Raw genomic sequence first — 17405 nt, forward strand, 5'->3', positions numbered from 1 at the left:
ATCTTTAACAAATAACGATTGTCACTAGCTGTCACTTTATATTTATTTGGCCACTGGTATCATTGCGGATATACATAATATATAATCAAGCAGACAAAGAAAAAATTGAAAATCTTATAAAAGAATTAAACAAAGAAACTATTGAGAAAAGTGAAATCTTAACTAACCTTCAAAGAACGTTGGAGGAATTAGATACCGCTATGGATAATCCTAACAATACTGTTGATATTACTCCATTTACAAAAAAAATTAGAGACCTTAATAAAGGTGTGAAAATTAATTATTCTCAATTTTCAATGGAGTATCACGGTATGGGAACAAGAAGCTGGTCTTCTTTACTTATTTTGAAAGCTTTTATTTTGCAGAGTATGAATTTATCTAATCAAAATCAAGTCGCTTATTTTCCTGTAATTGCAATTGAAGAGCCTGAATCACATTTACACCCAAACGCGCAAAAGAAACTGTATTCACAGATTGATTCTATCGTAGGTCAAAAAATAGTTGCAACTCATTCAAGTTACATTGCAGGTAGTGCAAATCTGAAAGAAGTAAGAAGTGTCTGTAGGGATTTATTAAATAATACTATAGGAAAATTAATTGAATCAGATTTCGAAAAAGAAGATATAAGAAAAATTTATCGTCAGGTAATTAATACTAGAGGTGAATTATTTTTTTCTAGGTTAGTTATCATGTTTGAGGGTGAAACAGAGGAACAAGCTTTGCCAATAACTATTCAACGCCATTTTAGTAAAAGTCCCATAGAGCTCGGCGTGGATTTTATTGGAGTTGGAGGCTCTGGAAATTACCTTCCTTTTATAAGATTTTTTGAAGCTTTTAACATTCCTTATTTAATATTTAGTGACAATGAAGCTGAAGCTAATGCGACAGTGACAAATCAAATATCAAAATCAAAATTAAATGATATAAATAGGGTTGTTTTCCTTAATCCTAATAATGACTTTGAAAAGGAGCTTTGTGAAAATGGATATATTGAAGAAGTGAAGAGGGCTTATCACCATTTGATTTTATCAGAATGTGAAAATGATAGGCATAAAGAAGCAAAGCAAAGAGAACTAGATCGAATTCCTGATTCCAATTATTATGACCTTATATCAAATATTAAAACTCAATTTGCTCCTTTAATTGGATATGAGTTATATAAATCTGAAAAGCCCTTACCATCAAAAATTATTGAACTTTTTGATAAGGTGAGTTTAATTTTAAATCCTACTTCGAATGACACAGATTAATTTATCACCAAACCAACAAAATATTGTTGGTTTAAATGAAGGGGCTTTCCTGGTCTTAGCAAGTGCAGGAAGCGGAAAAACTAGAGTATTAACTGAAAGAATAAAGCGACTATCTGAAACAATAGATGGAAATATATTAGCTATAACATTTACTAACAAAGCGGCTAACGAAATAAGAGAACGCTTAGGTTCAAGTGAAAAAATAAAGAAAAATGTTTTTGTAGGCACATTTCATAGTTTCTGCCAATCTATACTCGAACTCAGGTTTAAACTTTTGGGATACAATAGAATGCCTCACATATTTGAGGATGATTCAGATAGGATCGAACTGATAAAACAGGCCATAAAATCGGTTCCATACTTTGAAACAATTTATAATGATCTTGAACCAAAGAAGAAAAATGAATATACATTTAACGCTTTACAGTTCATCGCAACAGTTAAAAGAGAAGTATTAACACCAGAAGAATTGGCTGAAAATTCAGAAAATGATGAATATAAATATTTGTTTGAAACCTATCAAGATATATTGAAATCTAATAATGCGATTGATTTTGATGATATTATTAGATTAGTTTATGAACTATTTACCAACAATGAATCAGTTGCAAACCTTTACCGTAAGGCATACACTTTTGTTTGTATTGATGAATGCCAAGATCTAAATAAATTACAGTACTACTTCTTAAAATCTTTCTGCGGAACCGTTATTAGAAATGTAATGATGGTAGGCGATCCTAACCAATCCATATTCGGTTTTAATGGTTCTGCATCATCCTATATGCAAGAAGATTTTGTTGCGGATTTTAATGCTCAAGAAATTACCCTAAATGAAAACTATCGCTGCTCAAAATCGGTAATTGAAGCATCAAACATTTTAATGGGTTTAAAAGTAGAGCCCTTAAACTATGTTATCAATGGAATATTTGAGATATATCCTGCTCAATCTGAATTTGACGAAACGGAATTTGTCCTAAACAAAGTAAGCGAACTAATTAACCTTAAATATCACCAGGATATCGAAGGGGAGATTATCTATGATAAAATATCAATACTTGCCCGAAATAAGTTTGTATTTAAACAAATAGAACAATCATTAATCAACAGCGACATTCCATTTTTCTATAAGTCTGGCAACACAGGCATTAAGTTCAGTTCACCTTCAATGAAAATTTTTGATTTGTTTTTAAGAGTAAAAATAAATCCCCTAGATAAACTTCATCAAAAGCGGCTTGAAGATCTTTTGAAGGTAAATGATATTTATAATTCAAGTGAAATTAATACATCGAAATTCCCCTTTGCTTCTCATATAATGGAGATTGTAAATGAGGCAACGATAGACAGCTTCCATTTAATAATTGAAGCTTTAAGGTCTTTATTCGAAACTACAGATTTAGAGGATGATGAAAAGAAAATGACTATAGATGAGTTAAATGAATTCTCAAATCAACTTATTCAATATAAAAAACAAAATATTAAGCCCACTTTAGAAGGTTTTAAATCAGCAATTGCTCTTGGATTGACCAACAACTTAAGTAGTAAAGAAAAAGGAATTTGTTTAAGTACCGTTCATACAATGAAAGGCCAAGAAAGTGACATAGTTTTTTTGATCGGAATGGATGATGGTACATTTCCTGATTTTAGAGCTGTGAATAAAGGAGATGAAGAATTGCAACAAGAAAAAAATAACATCTATGTTGCATTTACAAGGGCTAGGCGATTTCTCTATGTTTCCTATCCTAAAAAACGATTAATGCCTTGGGGAGACTATAAGTCAAGAACAATTTCTAGATTCTTAAAGCCATTTTTATAAATGAAATTCACTGAAGGAAAATTGGAAAGCTAAATGAGCGAACGCCAAAACATAGAATGGAAACAAAGTTGGCACGATGACTACCTAAAATGGGTATGTGGTTTTGCCAATGCCATTGGCGGCACCATTTATATTGGCAAAGATGATAAAGGCAATGTGGTTGATCTGCCGGATTATCAAAAGTTATTGGAAGATATCCCCAATAAAATCCGCAATACGATGGGCATTATCTGTGACATCAATTTGCAGGAAGAAACCGGAAAGAAATTCATTGAAATAAAGGTAAACCCCTATTCGGTGCCCGTTTCGCTTCGGGGCAGATACTATTATCGCACTGGTAGTACCAAAATGGAATTGACAGGTGTAGAACTCAACGAATTTTTGCTCAAAAAAGCCGGAAAAACTTGGGATGATGTTGTAGAGGAAGGAGCCTCAATAAAAGACATTGATGAAGATAGTATTGCTAAATTCATATCTGATAGTCAAGAAAAGAGTAGAATACCAATCACTAAGGGGCTTTCGGTGCTTCAAATCCTGGAGAAGCTTCAACTTACCGAAGGGAAAAAATTGAAAAGGGCTGCTATTTTACTGTTTGGTAAGCATCCGGGAAAGTTTTATCCCAATGTAGAAGTAAGAATTGGACGTTTTGGCGAAGACGCTACAGATTTGCGGTTTCAAGAAGTAATTGAAGGCAATCTGATTCAGATGTTGGATGAGGTTCAAACACAGCTTCATCATAAATTTTTAATCCGCCCGGTAGACTTTGTTGGGATGCAGCGGGTAGAAAAAGACGCATACCCCTTGGCCGCACTGCGGGAAATGCTGCTCAATGCCCTAGTGCACAGAACTTATATGGGGGCTCATATTCAATTACGGGTATTTGACGATAGGCTGTCTATTTGGAATGAAGGGTTGCTTCCTCATGGCTTGAGTCTGGAAGATTTAAAAAAGGAACACAACTCACGTCCACGTAATCCGAAAATAGCCAAAGCCTGTTTTATGGCCGGTTATATCGAAACTTGGGGTCGAGGTACATTGAAAATTATAAATGCTTGTAAAGAAGCAGGTTTGCCTGAGCCTGAGATCAGGGAGATGAATGGCGGTATCGAAATCACACTGTTCAGTCGTTTGGTAGAAGAAGCTCAAAAGGGAACCCAAAGGGATGTCTCTACCACGCAAGTCACCACGCAAGTCACCACGCAAGTCACCACGCAAGTCACCACGCAAGTCACCACGCAAGTCAGGAATTTGCTTGAGGTGTTTGAAGGTACCCATAACCGTCAGGAACTACAGGAGAAACTTGGTTTGGCTAACAGAGAGCATTTCCGAAAAGCTTATTTACAACCTGCCATTGACCTGGAATTTGTTGCATTAACCATACCCGAAAAGCCCAAAAGCAGCAAACAGCGATACATATTAACAGAAAGAGGGAAAAACGTTTTGAGCCAATGAAATTCACTGAAGGAAAGTTGGAAAGTGCATTTACCGAGTTGTTGGGGATGGAAGGATATCCCCATCATTTGGGCATTACCCTTTCCCGGCCACCTGAGGAGGTCTTGATTGAGGATGATTTGATAAGCTTTCTTTTGGAGCAATACAGCACTCAAGGCATCACGGTGAACGAAACCAAATCCATTGTTCTCCAACTCAAATCCCTTTCCTCCTCCGACCTGTATGAAAGCAACAAAACATTTTTGAGGATGCTTTCGGATGGCTTTATCCTGAAAAGAGAAGACCGCAGCCAAAAGGACATTTATATCCAACTGATTGATTACAGCGGCTTGGATAGCCAACGCCAAGCGGATGCAATTGACCTGATATCCATAGCCGGTGACTTTTTCGAAAAGAATGTAAGCTATGATGATACCACAGCCACGTATCATAAAGACAACAACATCTATAAGTTTGTCACCCAATTTGAAATCTTCGGATCGGAAAAACGCATCCCGGACGGCATTGTGTATGTGAACGGACTACCTCTGGTAGTCATCGAATTTAAAAGTGCTATCCGTGAAGAGGCTACCGTGTACGATGCTTTTAAGCAATTGACAGTCCGATACCGCAGAGACATTCCTGAGCTGTTTAAATACAATGCTTTTTGTGTTCTCAGTGACGGGGCAAATAACAAAGCTGGTTCTTTCTTTGCTCCTTATGAGTTTTTCTATGCCTGGCGTAGGGTTGCCGGATTGGCCAAAGAGGTGGACGGCATCGACAGTATGTACACGTTGGTTCAGGGCATGTTTGATAAGAAGCGTTTTCGGGATATCCTCCGCAACTTTATTTACATCCCTGACAGCTCCAAGAAAAACGAGAAAATTGTCTGTCGCTACCCGCAGTATTATGCAGCTAGGGCATTGTATGACCATATAAAATTGGCGCAAAAACCCCATGGTAACGGAAAGGGAGGGACTTATTTTGGGGCCACTGGTTGCGGAAAGAGTTTCACCATGCTCTATCTCACGCGGTTGCTGATGAAGAGTGAATATTTTGAGAGTCCGACCATTGTGCTGATTACCGACCGCACCGACCTGGATGATCAGCTTGCGGGGCAGTTTACCAATGCCAAGAAATTTATCGGGGACAATACCATCATCAGTGTGGAAAGCAGGGCCAATCTCCGGGAGTTATTGGAAGGGAGGCAAAGCGGTGGCGTTTTTTTAACTACCATCCACAAGTTTACAGAAGATACCTTATTGCTGACAGATCGGACCAATGTAATCTGCATCTCCGATGAAGCGCACCGCAGTCAGGTGAATTTGGACCAAAAAGTAAAAGTAACTGAGAAGGGAGTTACCAAGACTTTTGGTTTCGCCAAGTATTTACACGATTCCTTGCCCAATGCCACTTTTGTAGGTTTCACTGGGACACCCATTGATGCAACCCTTGATGTTTTTGGCAAGGTGGTGGATGCCTACACGATGACAGAATCGGTGAAAGATGAAATCACGGTAAGGATTGTATATGAAGGTCGTGCGGCCAAGGTATTGCTGAACAATTCCAAACTCAAAGAGATTGAGGCTTATTACGCCAAGTGTGCCGAAGTCGGGAGCAATGAAAATCAGATAGAGCAAAGCAAAAAAGAAATGGCGCAGATGTATGCCATCATCGGTGATCCTGCCCGTTTGCAAGCTGTTGCTGAGGATTTTGTAACCCACTATGAAAACAGGGTTTCCGAAGGTTCGACTGTCAAGGGAAAAGCCATGTTTGTCTGCAGCACCCGTGAAATCGCCTATGAGTTGTATAAAAATATCATAGCCTTACGGCCTGAGTGGAATGAGGTATTGGCAGCAGCAGAGGGAGAAGTTCTTAGCGATAAGGACCTGAGGGAACTGAAACCCATCGAGCGCATAAAAATGATCATGACCCGGGGCAAAGATGATGAGGAAGATTTGTACAATTTACTCGGTACCTCCGATCACCGAAAGGAACTGGACAGGCAATTCAAAAATGAAAAGTCCAACTTCAAGATCGCTATCGTAGTGGATATGTGGCTGACAGGATTTGATGTGCCGTTTTTGGATAGCATTTATATTGATAAACCGATTCAGAGGCATAACCTGATTCAGACCATTTCAAGGGTAAACCGCAAGTTTGAAGGAAAAAACAAAGGCTTGGTGGTGGATTACATCGGCATCAAAAAGCAAATGAATCTGGCTTTGAAGCAATACAGTGAAGGCGACAAAGACAACTTTGAGGACATTGCCGAATCCATTATTATCGTCAGAAATCATTTAGACCTTTTGGCTAAACTGCTACACACTTTTGACAGCTCCAAGTATTTCAATGGAACCACCATTCAGCAATTGCATACTTTGAATTTGGCAGCTGAATTTGTGCAAAAGACAAAGGATTTTGAGACACGGTTTATGGGTTTGGTGAAGCGGTTGAAGGCTGCCTATGATATCTGTGCAGGAAGTGAACAATTGAAACAGGCAGAAAGAGACTATACCCATTTCTATCTGGCGGTGAGGTCTATCGTCTTCAAACTGACCAAAGGCAATGCTCCCGATACCGCCCAAATGAATGCCAAGGTGAGGGAAATGATCAAAGATGCCCTCCAAAGTGATGGGGTGGAAGAAATATTCAAACTCGGGGATGAGGAAGAAACCGAGCAGGATATTTTTGATGAAGATTACCTGGCTAAGATTGACAAAATCAAGTTGCCTAATACTAAAATCAAATTGCTACAGCAGCTCCTTGCCAAAGTGATCAAGGAAATGAAAAAGGTAAACCGGGTCAAAGGCATTGACTTCAGCAAAAAAATGCAGGACCTGGTGGACCGATACAATCTCAGGGATGAAGCAGATATTTTGAGAAGTGAGGTTTATGAGGAAATGGCAGAAGCGCTTACCAATATGATTTGGGAAGTTCACAGGGAATTTTCTGCCGGAGATGCTTTGGGAATTGACTTTGAGGAAAAGGCATTTTACGATATCCTGAAGGAATTGTGTGTGAAATATGACTTCAACTATCCTGAGGAAAAACTGATAGAATTGGCTAAGGCAGTGAAAGACCTTGTGGATGGGCAGGCCAAGTTCCCGGATTGGAATAAACGGGACGATATCAAGTCAGCCTTGAAGGTTGGGTTGATTTTGTTGCTGGATGAATTTGGCTATCCCCCTGTAGAGAGAGATGAAGTGTATGTGGAGATTTTTGAGCAGGCGGAGAATTTTAAAAAGAATCAGGGGAGGTAAAGGATGGGAATAACAGAGAATATTCAGATTTTTTCATTCGAAATAGGAGGATGCTCCAACCATTTCGGTAATTAAGATTCTTCTATTTAAAAAATCCGTGACCGAAATAAAACCAACGGCCGGTTTCTTATCCCCGAGCGGCGGTGCATGGGAATTTGATTGAGTATGAAAATCGGGGGAGCACCTTGCACGGGGTAAATAATTTTTCAGTCCGCCGCGGCGGACTGTCGGTCTAAGGGGGAGACATAGGAGGTTCTCCCTCCCATTTCGGTAATGAGGATTTTTCACTTTAGAAAATTCGTGACCGATCCCGATAATAATCGGGACCTAAGAACCCGCCATTTTATCCCGGAGCGGCGGTGCATGGGAATTTATAGAATTTCAGAAGCAGAGTAGCAACATGCCCGGGGCTAGGACTATTTTACTAAACGCCGGGAGTGATTTTTAATTCCACCCCTGTGGGAAGGTTTCAAAAACAATATCATCATATTAATAATCTGATTCCGTTCCAACAAGCAGAAATGGAAAAGAGTTTTTATTTGATGGTGTAAGAAACTTCCTTAAGTGATTCGGACATTTGAACCATCCAAAAAAATTACATAAAGCTAAAGCAGGACTAAGGATGAGCAGGATTTAGATGATGCCTACAGTTGTTGCAGGATCTTCCTCCTTATTTCAATCGGTTTGCCTTGCCTATCATCCTGAAGAAAACACTTGTAATTGAGTTTAAAGCTTAAACTCCCCAATGGACTCAAGGTAATGCCTTTAGAGGATAAGGAACGTTTTGCCATGTAAGTTTCCATTTATCAAATCAAATAAAACTATTATTTTTTTAAAATTTTATGGGGTCATTCTCAGTAAATGACGACTCTTATTATTGAGTAATCCAAGATAACAGAATAAGCTTTGTTCCTCGTATTGTGCGGGGTTCCAAAAAATAATTGAAATGATTTTTAAAAGAAAACAAGATTAGATTTTGATGAAAAAACCATACTTGATTATCATTTTCCTAATGATAAACATTTCATTAGGCTACTGCAAGGAGACTATTTCCATTGCCTATAATACCCGGTTGGAGCAAATAGCATTTGTGGTGGATAACCTCAAAAGTGAGCTTTTTTATCAGGGGAAAAAGATGGAGGTCAGTGACATCAATAATAGTTCGGGTTCAGCTGATCTTGTTGTATTGGTCCAAAGTGATATTCGGACCCAATATGAAGGTAAGGTCCAAGGGGTTGATTTTGAGGGTCTGAATTCGGAAGGCTATCGGTTTAAAAGGCAAGAAGGAACGCTTTTCATCCTTGCAGCTGAACAAAGCGGAGCGGCATACGCACTGCTGGAATTAAAGGAACACTTTCAGTTAAACGGGGAGTTAATTGGTATCACAGATAAAGTTGTCAATCCTGCATTTGAATATCGGATAGTCAAATTCAATCTTCCCTGGTCTCCTTATAGAACCAGTCTGGCGACAGAAGTACATACGCATACCAGTAGGGATATAGCCTTTTGGGAAAAATTTCTGGACATGATGGTTGAAAACCGTTTAAATGTCCTTTCTCTATGGAATAACCATCCTTTTCCATTTATGATCACTTCAACAAATTACCCTAAAGCCACTCCCTTCAACCAAGATGAAATGGCCGAATGGAAGACTTTTTGGAAGACACTTTTTAGGATGGCCAAATTAAGGGGAATACAGACTTTTGTAATCAACTGGAATATTGTGGTATCACCCGAATTTGCAGAAGCTTATGGAGTCAAAGAGTACAATGATCTTTCGGATGTTGTAAAAAACTACACGAAAGAATCTGTGACCCAATTGATCAATGAATATGAGGACCTGACAGGCATCGGAGTCACATTGGCGGATTGGATGGGGAATTTTGGTGAGGAGGAGATGACCCCACAAAAGAGGGAAGACTGGATTGAAGAGACTTTTGTCGCAGGTATGAAAGCTGCTAAAAGGCCTGTCAAATTCATCCACCGATCTGTCCTGGCAGGAGATCCGATTGCCATGAGAGAATTGATAGACAGGGCGGATCTTAAAGAACCGGCTTTGGTGGAAATCAAATTCAATTGGTCCCATGGTCATTCCACCCCCAAGCTAGCCATTACCCATGATTATCATTCAGGAGAACTCGATGAAAGGTTTTGGAACCCTTTACCCAAGAATTACAAAATCCAATGGATGGTAAGAAATGAAGACTTTTTCATTCTAAGGTGGGGGCAGCCTGACTTTATCCGTGCCCATATCAAAGAGAATTCCAAAGAATTTGTAAACGGTTACTTCATTGGTTCTGAGGGATACATTCCTGCAATGGATTATTCGCACAAACCATCTTCTATCAAAACCTGGCAGTATGCTTTTGAAAAACAATGGATGTTTTATAAAACCTGGGGCAGGCTGCTTTTTCAGCCGGATACTCCTGACAGTTATTTTATCAACCAATTTGAATTAAGGTATGGGAAGGGTATGGGACTTCCTCTGTTAGAAGCTTATAAACTGGCAAGTAACATGCCCTTAAGATTGGCATCTTTTTACAGGTCAACCTGGGATTATACACTTTACTCGGAAGGTTTCATCGAAGCAGAACCCTCTTCTCGAACCAAATGGTTTGACAGGTCATCTCCTTTCATATCCATCGATGAACTGATCAACCATGAAACTTTGGATCCTGACATGATCTCCATAGTTGATTATGCTTTGAAATTAAAGAACAATGAAAAAATTGAAAGCCACCAAATAACCCCACTCGCATTGGCCGAAACTTCCGAAAAGGAAAGCAGGAAAGCTTTGGAATTGGTAGTGCCGCTATATGCCCATACAAATGAGTATTCCGGCGCCCTTATATCTGAATTAGACGATATCTCCACCTGGAGTTACTTGGGGATCTATTTTGCGGACAAATTGAGGGCCGGAGTTGCACTGCAGCAATTCAGAAATACCGGAGATCTTGAAAAGAAAAAACTGGCTATTGATCTTTTGGAAAAATGTCTTGGGCATTGGGATCAGGTCATAAAATTCACCAAAGACCGGTATAATCCTACCCCCCATGTCAGTACCCAGAGGTATGGAGAAAACTTCCAAGAATTTTCATGGGAACTCCTTAGGCCTCAGGTCGAGAGAGATATTCAGATTGCAGTGGACTCAAAATCAAATCAATGAAAAATAATGAAATAAGAATCCCGGACGTCTCGGAAGGATCTAAGGAATTTGGTCTGAGCAGAAGAAATTTCATTCAGCTGGGCAGCGTAGTAGCAGGAGGAATGATATTAAGCCCTTCTTTTGCGGCTGCCAATATTTATAACAAATCAAATAAACCGGTTGATCCCCAATGGTACCATAAACCTGTCAGGATCATGCATACAGTTTTACGGGAGATTGATGCGAGGAATTATAATGCTGCCAAAGTAGTGGAATACCTCAAAAAAGGGAGTTACAATACACTTTGCGTAAATGCAGGAGGGATTGTAGATTTTTTCCAAAACCCATTGTCTGCGGGTAATATCAACAAAGAAATGGGGGATAGGGATGTTTTGAGAGAGATTTCTGAAGCCTGTCACAAAGAAGGAATTAAAGTTATCGCAAGAATTGACTTTAGGGGTGTTGAAGAACATATTTACCAAAAATTCCCCGACTGGTTCATCAAGGATATCAATGGAGAACCTGTCAAATTAACCTACACAAAACCCCAGCTTTACGCTTCCTGCTATCTTGGAAAACACAGAAATGACTATGCCAATGACTATGTCAGCTATGTACTCAAAAACTACAAGGTAGATGGTATCTGGCATAACTCACCGGGGTTCAACGGGATTTGCTATTGTAAACCATGCCGGGAGTCATTCCATAAATTTTCAGGTAAATCTCTTCCCGGCAGACAGGCTCCTCCTGAAGAAATCAGTGAATACATGGTTTGGAAAAGGATTGAGGCTGACGGTTATATGAAAAGGATCAAAAATACTGTCAAATCATTCGGAGATGACAAAGTGTATACTGCAGAGATTTTCAGTATTTATGATGTTGGGCAGAACTTAGACTGGGGTTTGGGATTTGATAATGCCAGGGATCATTTCGATATCCTGGTAAGTGTGGCTTTTTTGACCGGTCATGGGGCGGATAAGTATTATTTTGATCTCAACTACGGGACCACAATCATCAAATTTTTGAAATCCATGGTGCCGGATAGAGAGGCAGTGGTGATGTACGGAGGCAATGGAACTTCTCACCGATTGGTGGCTGATCCATCTATAGACCTGAAAATTTGGCTTTGGCAGATTCTATCGGTAGGTGGACGTTTTTGGAACTGTTATTTTACCAATGTTCCAACCTTGAGCCATGACAATAGAAATGCTTATAACGAAACTGAGGCCTACAATTTTGTAAAGGAAAATGAAGTATTGTTGGAGCAGCATATTCCTCATTCCAATATCGGGATTTATTATTCCAATTCCACAAGGGAATCTTACCGAAAAAAAGCTGAGGATGAAGACGCCTACGGCAATGAAATCAGAGGGATTGAAACAGTTTTGATGGAAAATCACATACCCCATGATTTTCTCATTGATGACCATTTTTCGGAAGAAAAATTCCAAAAATACAAACTGATCATCCTTCCCAATGTCAAATGCATCTCCAAGAAGGAGGTCACTCTATTTAAAAAATTTGTGGAAAATGGAGGTAATCTGATCGCAACATATGCTTCCAGTTTATTCGATGAAAAAGGAAATGAACTTGAAAACTATGGGCTGAGTGAAGTTCTTGGTGTCAATTATGCAGGAAAAAGGGTCAATACAAAGAGTGACAATTACCAATTCATTCTGGATAAAGGACATCCTTTGGTATCTGCGGATAGTAGTGAAACAGAATTGTTGTTTAATGCAGCCCATACCACACTCTGTAAGCCGATGCCCAATACCAAAGTGGTATGTACGTGGGTTCCTACCATTCAAAACCAGCCACCGGACAAATCATGGGTTGAGGATTTTTCTACAGAATATCCAACGATCACTGAAAATGAGTATGGGGAGGGAAAAGTGATTTATTTCGCCAACCAGCCCGATTTAATAAGCCATGTGATTGGTCACGCTGATCCAAGAAATCTTCTTGCTAGGGCGATCCAATATCTAGTTGGGAACCAAATACCCTTAGATACCAATGCCCCACCGAGTGTCAATTTAGGCTTGACTACTTCTCTGATCCATCCGGGGCAATACATACTTTCTCTTGTCAATACTACTTCAGGACCGATCCGTCCCATCAGGGCACTGATTCCTGTCCATGATATATGGATCAAGGTCAATTTACCAGGAGAGAAATTATTGGACCATAAGGTACTGAGGTGTCAGGGAGATTGTGTGGTAAACAAATTCGGAGAAGGTTTAGAAATCAAAATCAGCAAACTACAGGACTATTTTTCACTCCATTTTACAATGGGGTAATTTAAAAACAACCCAATTAAATAAGTATTTATTCAAACAAAATTTTACAATGGCTAAGTGGTTGAAAAGAGGAAGAACAGATTCCGAAATACTAAAGGAGCAAACCCATCTCAGTGAAACTGTCAGTGAAATAATCAGAAATGTGGAAGCACAAGGAGACCTAGCTGTCAGAACCTATTCAGAGAAATTTGATTCCTGGAAGCCGGAATCTTTCAGGCTTTCTCCTGATCAAATAGGTAAAATCTTTGACGAGGTAGAGAAAACAGTAATAGAGGATATCAAATTTGCGCAGGAACAGATTCGCAATTTTGCCATTCTGCAGAGGGCATCCATAAGAGACATTGAGGTTGAAACATTACCTGGAGTGATCCTCGGCCACAAAAATATTCCTGTAAACAGTGTGGGTTGTTACATTCCGGGTGGCAGGTATCCAATGGTGGCATCAGCCCATATGAGTATCCTTACAGCCAAAGTCGCCGGTGTCAAGCGTGTGATTGGTTTCACTCCACCAATCAACGGTGAAATCCCAAAAGCAACAGTTGTGGCCATGCATCTGGCAGGAGCTGATGAGATTTACATTCTTGGAGGAGTGCAGGCCATGGCTGCCATGGCTATTGGGACTAAAACCATAGACCCTGTAGATATGATAGTTGGGCCTGGAAATGCCTATGTGGCAGAATCGAAGCGCCAATTGTTTGGAAGGGTAGGGATTGACCTATTGGCAGGGCCTACTGAGGTCTTGTTAATTGCTGATGAAACTGCAGATGCGGAAATGGTAGCCTGCGATATATTGGGACAGGCGGAACATGGTCCTTCTTCCCCGGGAGCTTTGATCACGACCTCTGAAAAACTTGCCAAAGAGACTATTCTTGAAATAGAGAAGCAACTGTTGGTTCTCCCTACTGCTGATATTGCCAGGGTAGCCTGGGAGCAAAATGGGCAGATCATTATAGTAAGCGACTTGGAAGAAGCAGTAATTGAAGCGGATAAATTAGCTTATGAACACGTGGAAGTGCTGACTCAGGATCCTGATTTTTTTCTGGAAAGATTAACAAACTATGGAGCTCTTTTTTTAGGGAAGGAAACAAATGTAGCATACGGTGATAAGGTGATTGGAACCAACCACACCTTACCGACCAATAAAGCAGCAAAATATACCGGCGGGTTATGGGTCGGAAAATTTTTAAAGAATTGTACTTATCAAAAGTGTACCCCTGAAGCAAGTTTGAAAATCGGTGAGTATGCCATGAGGTTATGTGAATTGGAAGGATTTATGGGCCATAAAGAACAGGCCGCTTTGAGGGTAAGGAGGTATGGCAATGTTGGGACACTGTGATAAGAAATTATTTCCTAAGGATGGGTGATTCCGTTTTTTTGGAATAAGGATTACCTCCAAGCTTTTAGTTTTGAGCAAAAATGTATGTTAAACTTTTGTTGGAAATTTCATTATGGATATTGTCATTATTTTATTCTCTCTGTCTTTTTTGATTTTTGTAGCATATAGAGGGTATAGTGTTATTTTATTTGCACCGATTGCTGCCCTTTTAGCAGTTTTTTTAACGGCGCCCGAATTGGTCATGCCTTTCTTTTCAGGTGTTTTTATGGAACGAATGGTTGATTTTATTAAACTGTATTTTGCAGTTTTCCTTTTAGGGGCAATATTCGGTAAAGTCATAGCCATATCAGGATTTGCTAAATCTATCACAGCATTTACCTTAAAAGTATTTGGCAAAAACAATGCAATTCTGGCCATTGTGATGGTTTGTGCGGTCCTTACTTATGGAGGAGTCTCCCTTTTTGTGGTAGCTTTTGCGGTTTACCCCTTTGGTGCTGAGATTTTTAGGTCTGCTGATATCCCTAAGAGATTACTTCCCGCTACCATAGCGCTTGGGGCATTTACCTTCACCATGGATGCCTTTCCGGGTTCTCCACAGATTCAGAATATTATACCAACCTCATTTTTTCAAACAGATTCTTGGGCAGCTCCTTGGCTTGGATTGAGTGGAGGATTATTTATTTTCTTCTCAGGTTTGGTTTATCTGCATTGGAGAAAAAACAAAGCTGTAAAAATTGGGGAAGGTTATGGCGATGACCATATCAATGAACCTGACGATGAAATTCAAGAAACATTACCCAAGCCATTAGTGGCTATTTTACCCTTGGTAATTGTTGGCGTTTTGAATAAAGCGCTGACAGACCTTATCCCAAAGTATTATGGAAGCGTTTTTGATTTTTCAAAATTTGGGATTGGGAATATAGAAAATTTAGAGATCTCCAAATTGACCGCAATCTGGGCAGTTCAGATCAGTCTTGTTTTGGGAATTCTATCTGTGGTCATATTTGCATTTGGCCAGATCAGGAAAAATTTTATTCCGGATTTAAATCTTTCAATCAATGGAGCATTACTCGCCACATTAAACACAGCTTCTGAATATGGATTTGGAGCCGTCATCGCTGCCCTTCCTGGCTTTCAATCGGTTAGTGATCTGATTTCTAAAACCTTTAATAACATATTGATTAATGAGGCAGTAACAGTAACGGTCCTTTCGGGAATTACAGGGTCTGCTTCCGGTGGAATGAGCATTGCATTGGCAGCCATGCATGAAACATATATTTCTGAAGCCCTCAAATTGGGAATTCCAAATGAGGTTCTTCACCGTGTGGCATCTATGGCGAGCGGGGGTATGGATACCCTTCCGCATAACGGGGCAATAATTACATTACTTGTTGTCACAGGCCTTACCCATAAACAAGCGTATGGCGACATTTTCGTGATGACCGGAATCAAGACCGCAGGGGTCTTTTTCATCATTATGTTATACATGGTATTCGGAATTGTCTGATATCAAATAATCGATAAAGTGCCTAGTTCTTACCCATAAAAACGAACCAATGAATCGAGGAAGACGGAATTTTATTTCAAAGGCAATGTGCGGAACACTTATCGCAGGGGCGGCGCCCATTTATTCGGGCCATGAACTTATGGCTGGGGAGAACTTGGTTGATCTCAATCATAAGTATCAGATTCTGGATGAGATTCTTGCAAAACCAGTATTCAGAAGGGAATTATTCCCTGATCCGGTTATTATTGAAAGTATCGGCCTATTAAAATATGGACAAAGCTTTCTTTGTTTAGTCAGAGAAAAAAATGGGGCTACCGGTATTTCAGTTGGCCATTCAGATCTAAAAAATCTATATCCCATTTTTTTGAATAAAGTGCAACCTTTTTTTATCGGAAAAGATGCCCGACTCCTTGATGACATTATAGAGAGGGTATATATCTATAATCTTAATTTCCGACACAATGGTATTTCAATCGGGATACCCATAGCCACCATTGAATTTGCTATTCTTGACATGATGGGTAAAATCTCGGGCAAATCACTTGGAAACCTGATCGGTGATATCCATAATCCCGAAGTTGGGGTTTATATCGCCACAGAATTCAGAGAAAAACCATTAGATGAACATCTTGCTTTGATTCAGGAAACTGTTTCTCAATATGATGTGGATGCTTTGAAGATTAAAGTAGGTTACCAGCATGCCTGGACCAAGGAGCTTTATTACAAAGGTCCAGAGGGGAAAACCGAAAAACTGATACCAAAAGTCAGGGAGATTTATGGTAGCCAAATGGCATTGTATGCCGATGCCAATGGGTATTACAATGTACCGGATGCAATACGGGTTGGGAAAATTCTGGAAGAGTACAAATATGAGTATTTTGAAGAGCCGGTCATGTTTGACCATTTTGAGGATATCAAATCAGTAGCTGACGGCCTGAAGATTCCTATTGCCAATGGGGAACAGGATTATAGTTTTTACAATTTTAGATGGCTCATAGCCAATGACGGGATTGAAATAGTGCAGCCCGATAATTTTTATTTTGGAGGATTTATCAGGTCAATGAAAGTCGCTCAAATGGCACATGCCTTTGGCAAATCCTGTGTTCCGCATATGTCTGGTGTCGGATTGGGTTATCTCTATGACATCCATTTTGTATCTGCTATTCCAAATGCAGGGGAACACCATGAAACCCATGGCTTAAAGAGCATTGTGCCGTTTGAATGCACCACTTCTCCCCTGAAAATAGAAAATGGTAAGATTAAGGTACCGACAGGACCTGGACTTGGGATCACCATTGATCCGGATTTCATAGCAAAGCATCAAGAAGTAAAACTGTAATTGGAGTGACGAAAGAAAATTTTC

Annotated in this window: 10 protein-coding genes; 9 read left to right on the plus strand and 1 reads right to left on the minus strand. The window is 39.7% G+C overall.

Annotation, left to right across the window (positions count from 1 at the left end; all coding sequences use genetic code 11):
- The first annotated feature begins 62 nt into the window (after window positions 1-62).
- The 7 genes from MMU05_RS04280 (at window position 63) to hisD (ending at window position 14535) form a co-directional block, all read left to right on the plus strand.
- Window positions 63-1250: an ATP-dependent nuclease gene (locus MMU05_RS04280; RefSeq protein ID WP_241140437.1), complete on the plus strand. Its 1188-nt coding sequence runs from the start codon at window positions 63-65 to the stop codon at window positions 1248-1250.
- Complete coding sequence (locus MMU05_RS04285) at window positions 1237-3063, plus strand: ATP-dependent helicase (protein WP_241140438.1); 1827 nt, start codon at window positions 1237-1239, stop codon at window positions 3061-3063. Before MMU05_RS04280 ends, MMU05_RS04285 begins: the two co-directional genes overlap by 14 nt.
- A 33-nt stretch (window positions 3064-3096) precedes the next feature.
- A complete protein-coding gene (locus MMU05_RS04290; protein ID WP_241140439.1) occupies window positions 3097-4515 on the plus strand; it encodes an ATP-binding protein in 1419 nt (472 codons plus the stop codon).
- A complete protein-coding gene (locus MMU05_RS04295) occupies window positions 4512-7757 on the plus strand; it encodes a type I restriction endonuclease subunit R (protein ID WP_241140440.1) in 3246 nt (1081 codons plus the stop codon). Before MMU05_RS04290 ends, MMU05_RS04295 begins: the two co-directional genes overlap by 4 nt.
- Before the next feature lie 979 nt (window positions 7758-8736).
- Window positions 8737-10923 (plus strand): hypothetical protein, encoded by a 2187-nt coding sequence (locus MMU05_RS04300; protein ID WP_241140441.1) that lies wholly within the window; start codon window positions 8737-8739, stop codon window positions 10921-10923.
- Entirely contained in the window at window positions 10920-13199 is a 2280-nt protein-coding gene (locus tag MMU05_RS04305) for a beta-galactosidase trimerization domain-containing protein (protein ID WP_241140442.1), read from the plus strand. The genes MMU05_RS04300 and MMU05_RS04305 overlap by 4 nt, the downstream gene beginning before the upstream one ends.
- A 49-nt stretch (window positions 13200-13248) precedes the next feature.
- Complete coding sequence (hisD, locus tag MMU05_RS04310) at window positions 13249-14535, plus strand: histidinol dehydrogenase (protein WP_241140443.1); 1287 nt, start codon at window positions 13249-13251, stop codon at window positions 14533-14535.
- A gap of 87 nt (window positions 14536-14622) precedes the next feature.
- On the opposite strand, the gene MMU05_RS04315 is transcribed toward hisD, so the two are convergent.
- Complete coding sequence (locus tag MMU05_RS04315) at window positions 14623-14952, minus strand: hypothetical protein (RefSeq protein WP_241140444.1); 330 nt, start codon at window positions 14950-14952, stop codon at window positions 14623-14625.
- A 1-nt stretch (window position 14953) separates the two neighbouring features.
- Here MMU05_RS04315 and MMU05_RS04320 point away from each other — a divergent pair, with 1 nt between their 5' ends.
- Window positions 14954-16042 (plus strand): GntP family permease, encoded by a 1089-nt coding sequence (locus MMU05_RS04320; RefSeq protein ID WP_241140445.1) that lies wholly within the window; start codon window positions 14954-14956, stop codon window positions 16040-16042.
- Window positions 16043-16091: 49 nt separating this feature from the next.
- Window positions 16092-17381 (plus strand): mandelate racemase/muconate lactonizing enzyme family protein, encoded by a 1290-nt coding sequence (locus tag MMU05_RS04325; RefSeq protein WP_241140446.1) that lies wholly within the window; start codon window positions 16092-16094, stop codon window positions 17379-17381.
- Window positions 17382-17405: the final 24 nt, after the last annotated feature.

Source organism: Cognataquiflexum rubidum, from assembly GCF_022538115.1.
Classification (GTDB): Bacteria; Bacteroidota; Bacteroidia; order Cytophagales; family Cyclobacteriaceae; genus Cognataquiflexum; species Cognataquiflexum rubidum.

Coding starts and splice junctions, on each gene's coding strand:
- MMU05_RS04285 (WP_241140438.1), top strand. CDS start 1,237: ATGACACAGATTAATTTATCACCAAACCAACAAAATATTGTTGGTTTA.
- MMU05_RS04290 (WP_241140439.1), top strand. CDS start 3,097: ATGAGCGAACGCCAAAACATAGAATGGAAACAAAGTTGGCACGATGAC.
- MMU05_RS04295 (WP_241140440.1), top strand. CDS start 4,512: ATGAAATTCACTGAAGGAAAGTTGGAAAGTGCATTTACCGAGTTGTTG.
- MMU05_RS04300 (WP_241140441.1), top strand. CDS start 8,737: ATGAAAAAACCATACTTGATTATCATTTTCCTAATGATAAACATTTCA.
- MMU05_RS04305 (WP_241140442.1), top strand. CDS start 10,920: ATGAAAAATAATGAAATAAGAATCCCGGACGTCTCGGAAGGATCTAAG.
- hisD (WP_241140443.1), top strand. CDS start 13,249: ATGGCTAAGTGGTTGAAAAGAGGAAGAACAGATTCCGAAATACTAAAG.
- MMU05_RS04315 (WP_241140444.1), bottom strand. CDS start 14,952: ATGGCCAGAATTGCATTGTTTTTGCCAAATACTTTTAAGGTAAATGCT.
- MMU05_RS04325 (WP_241140446.1), top strand. CDS start 16,092: ATGAATCGAGGAAGACGGAATTTTATTTCAAAGGCAATGTGCGGAACA.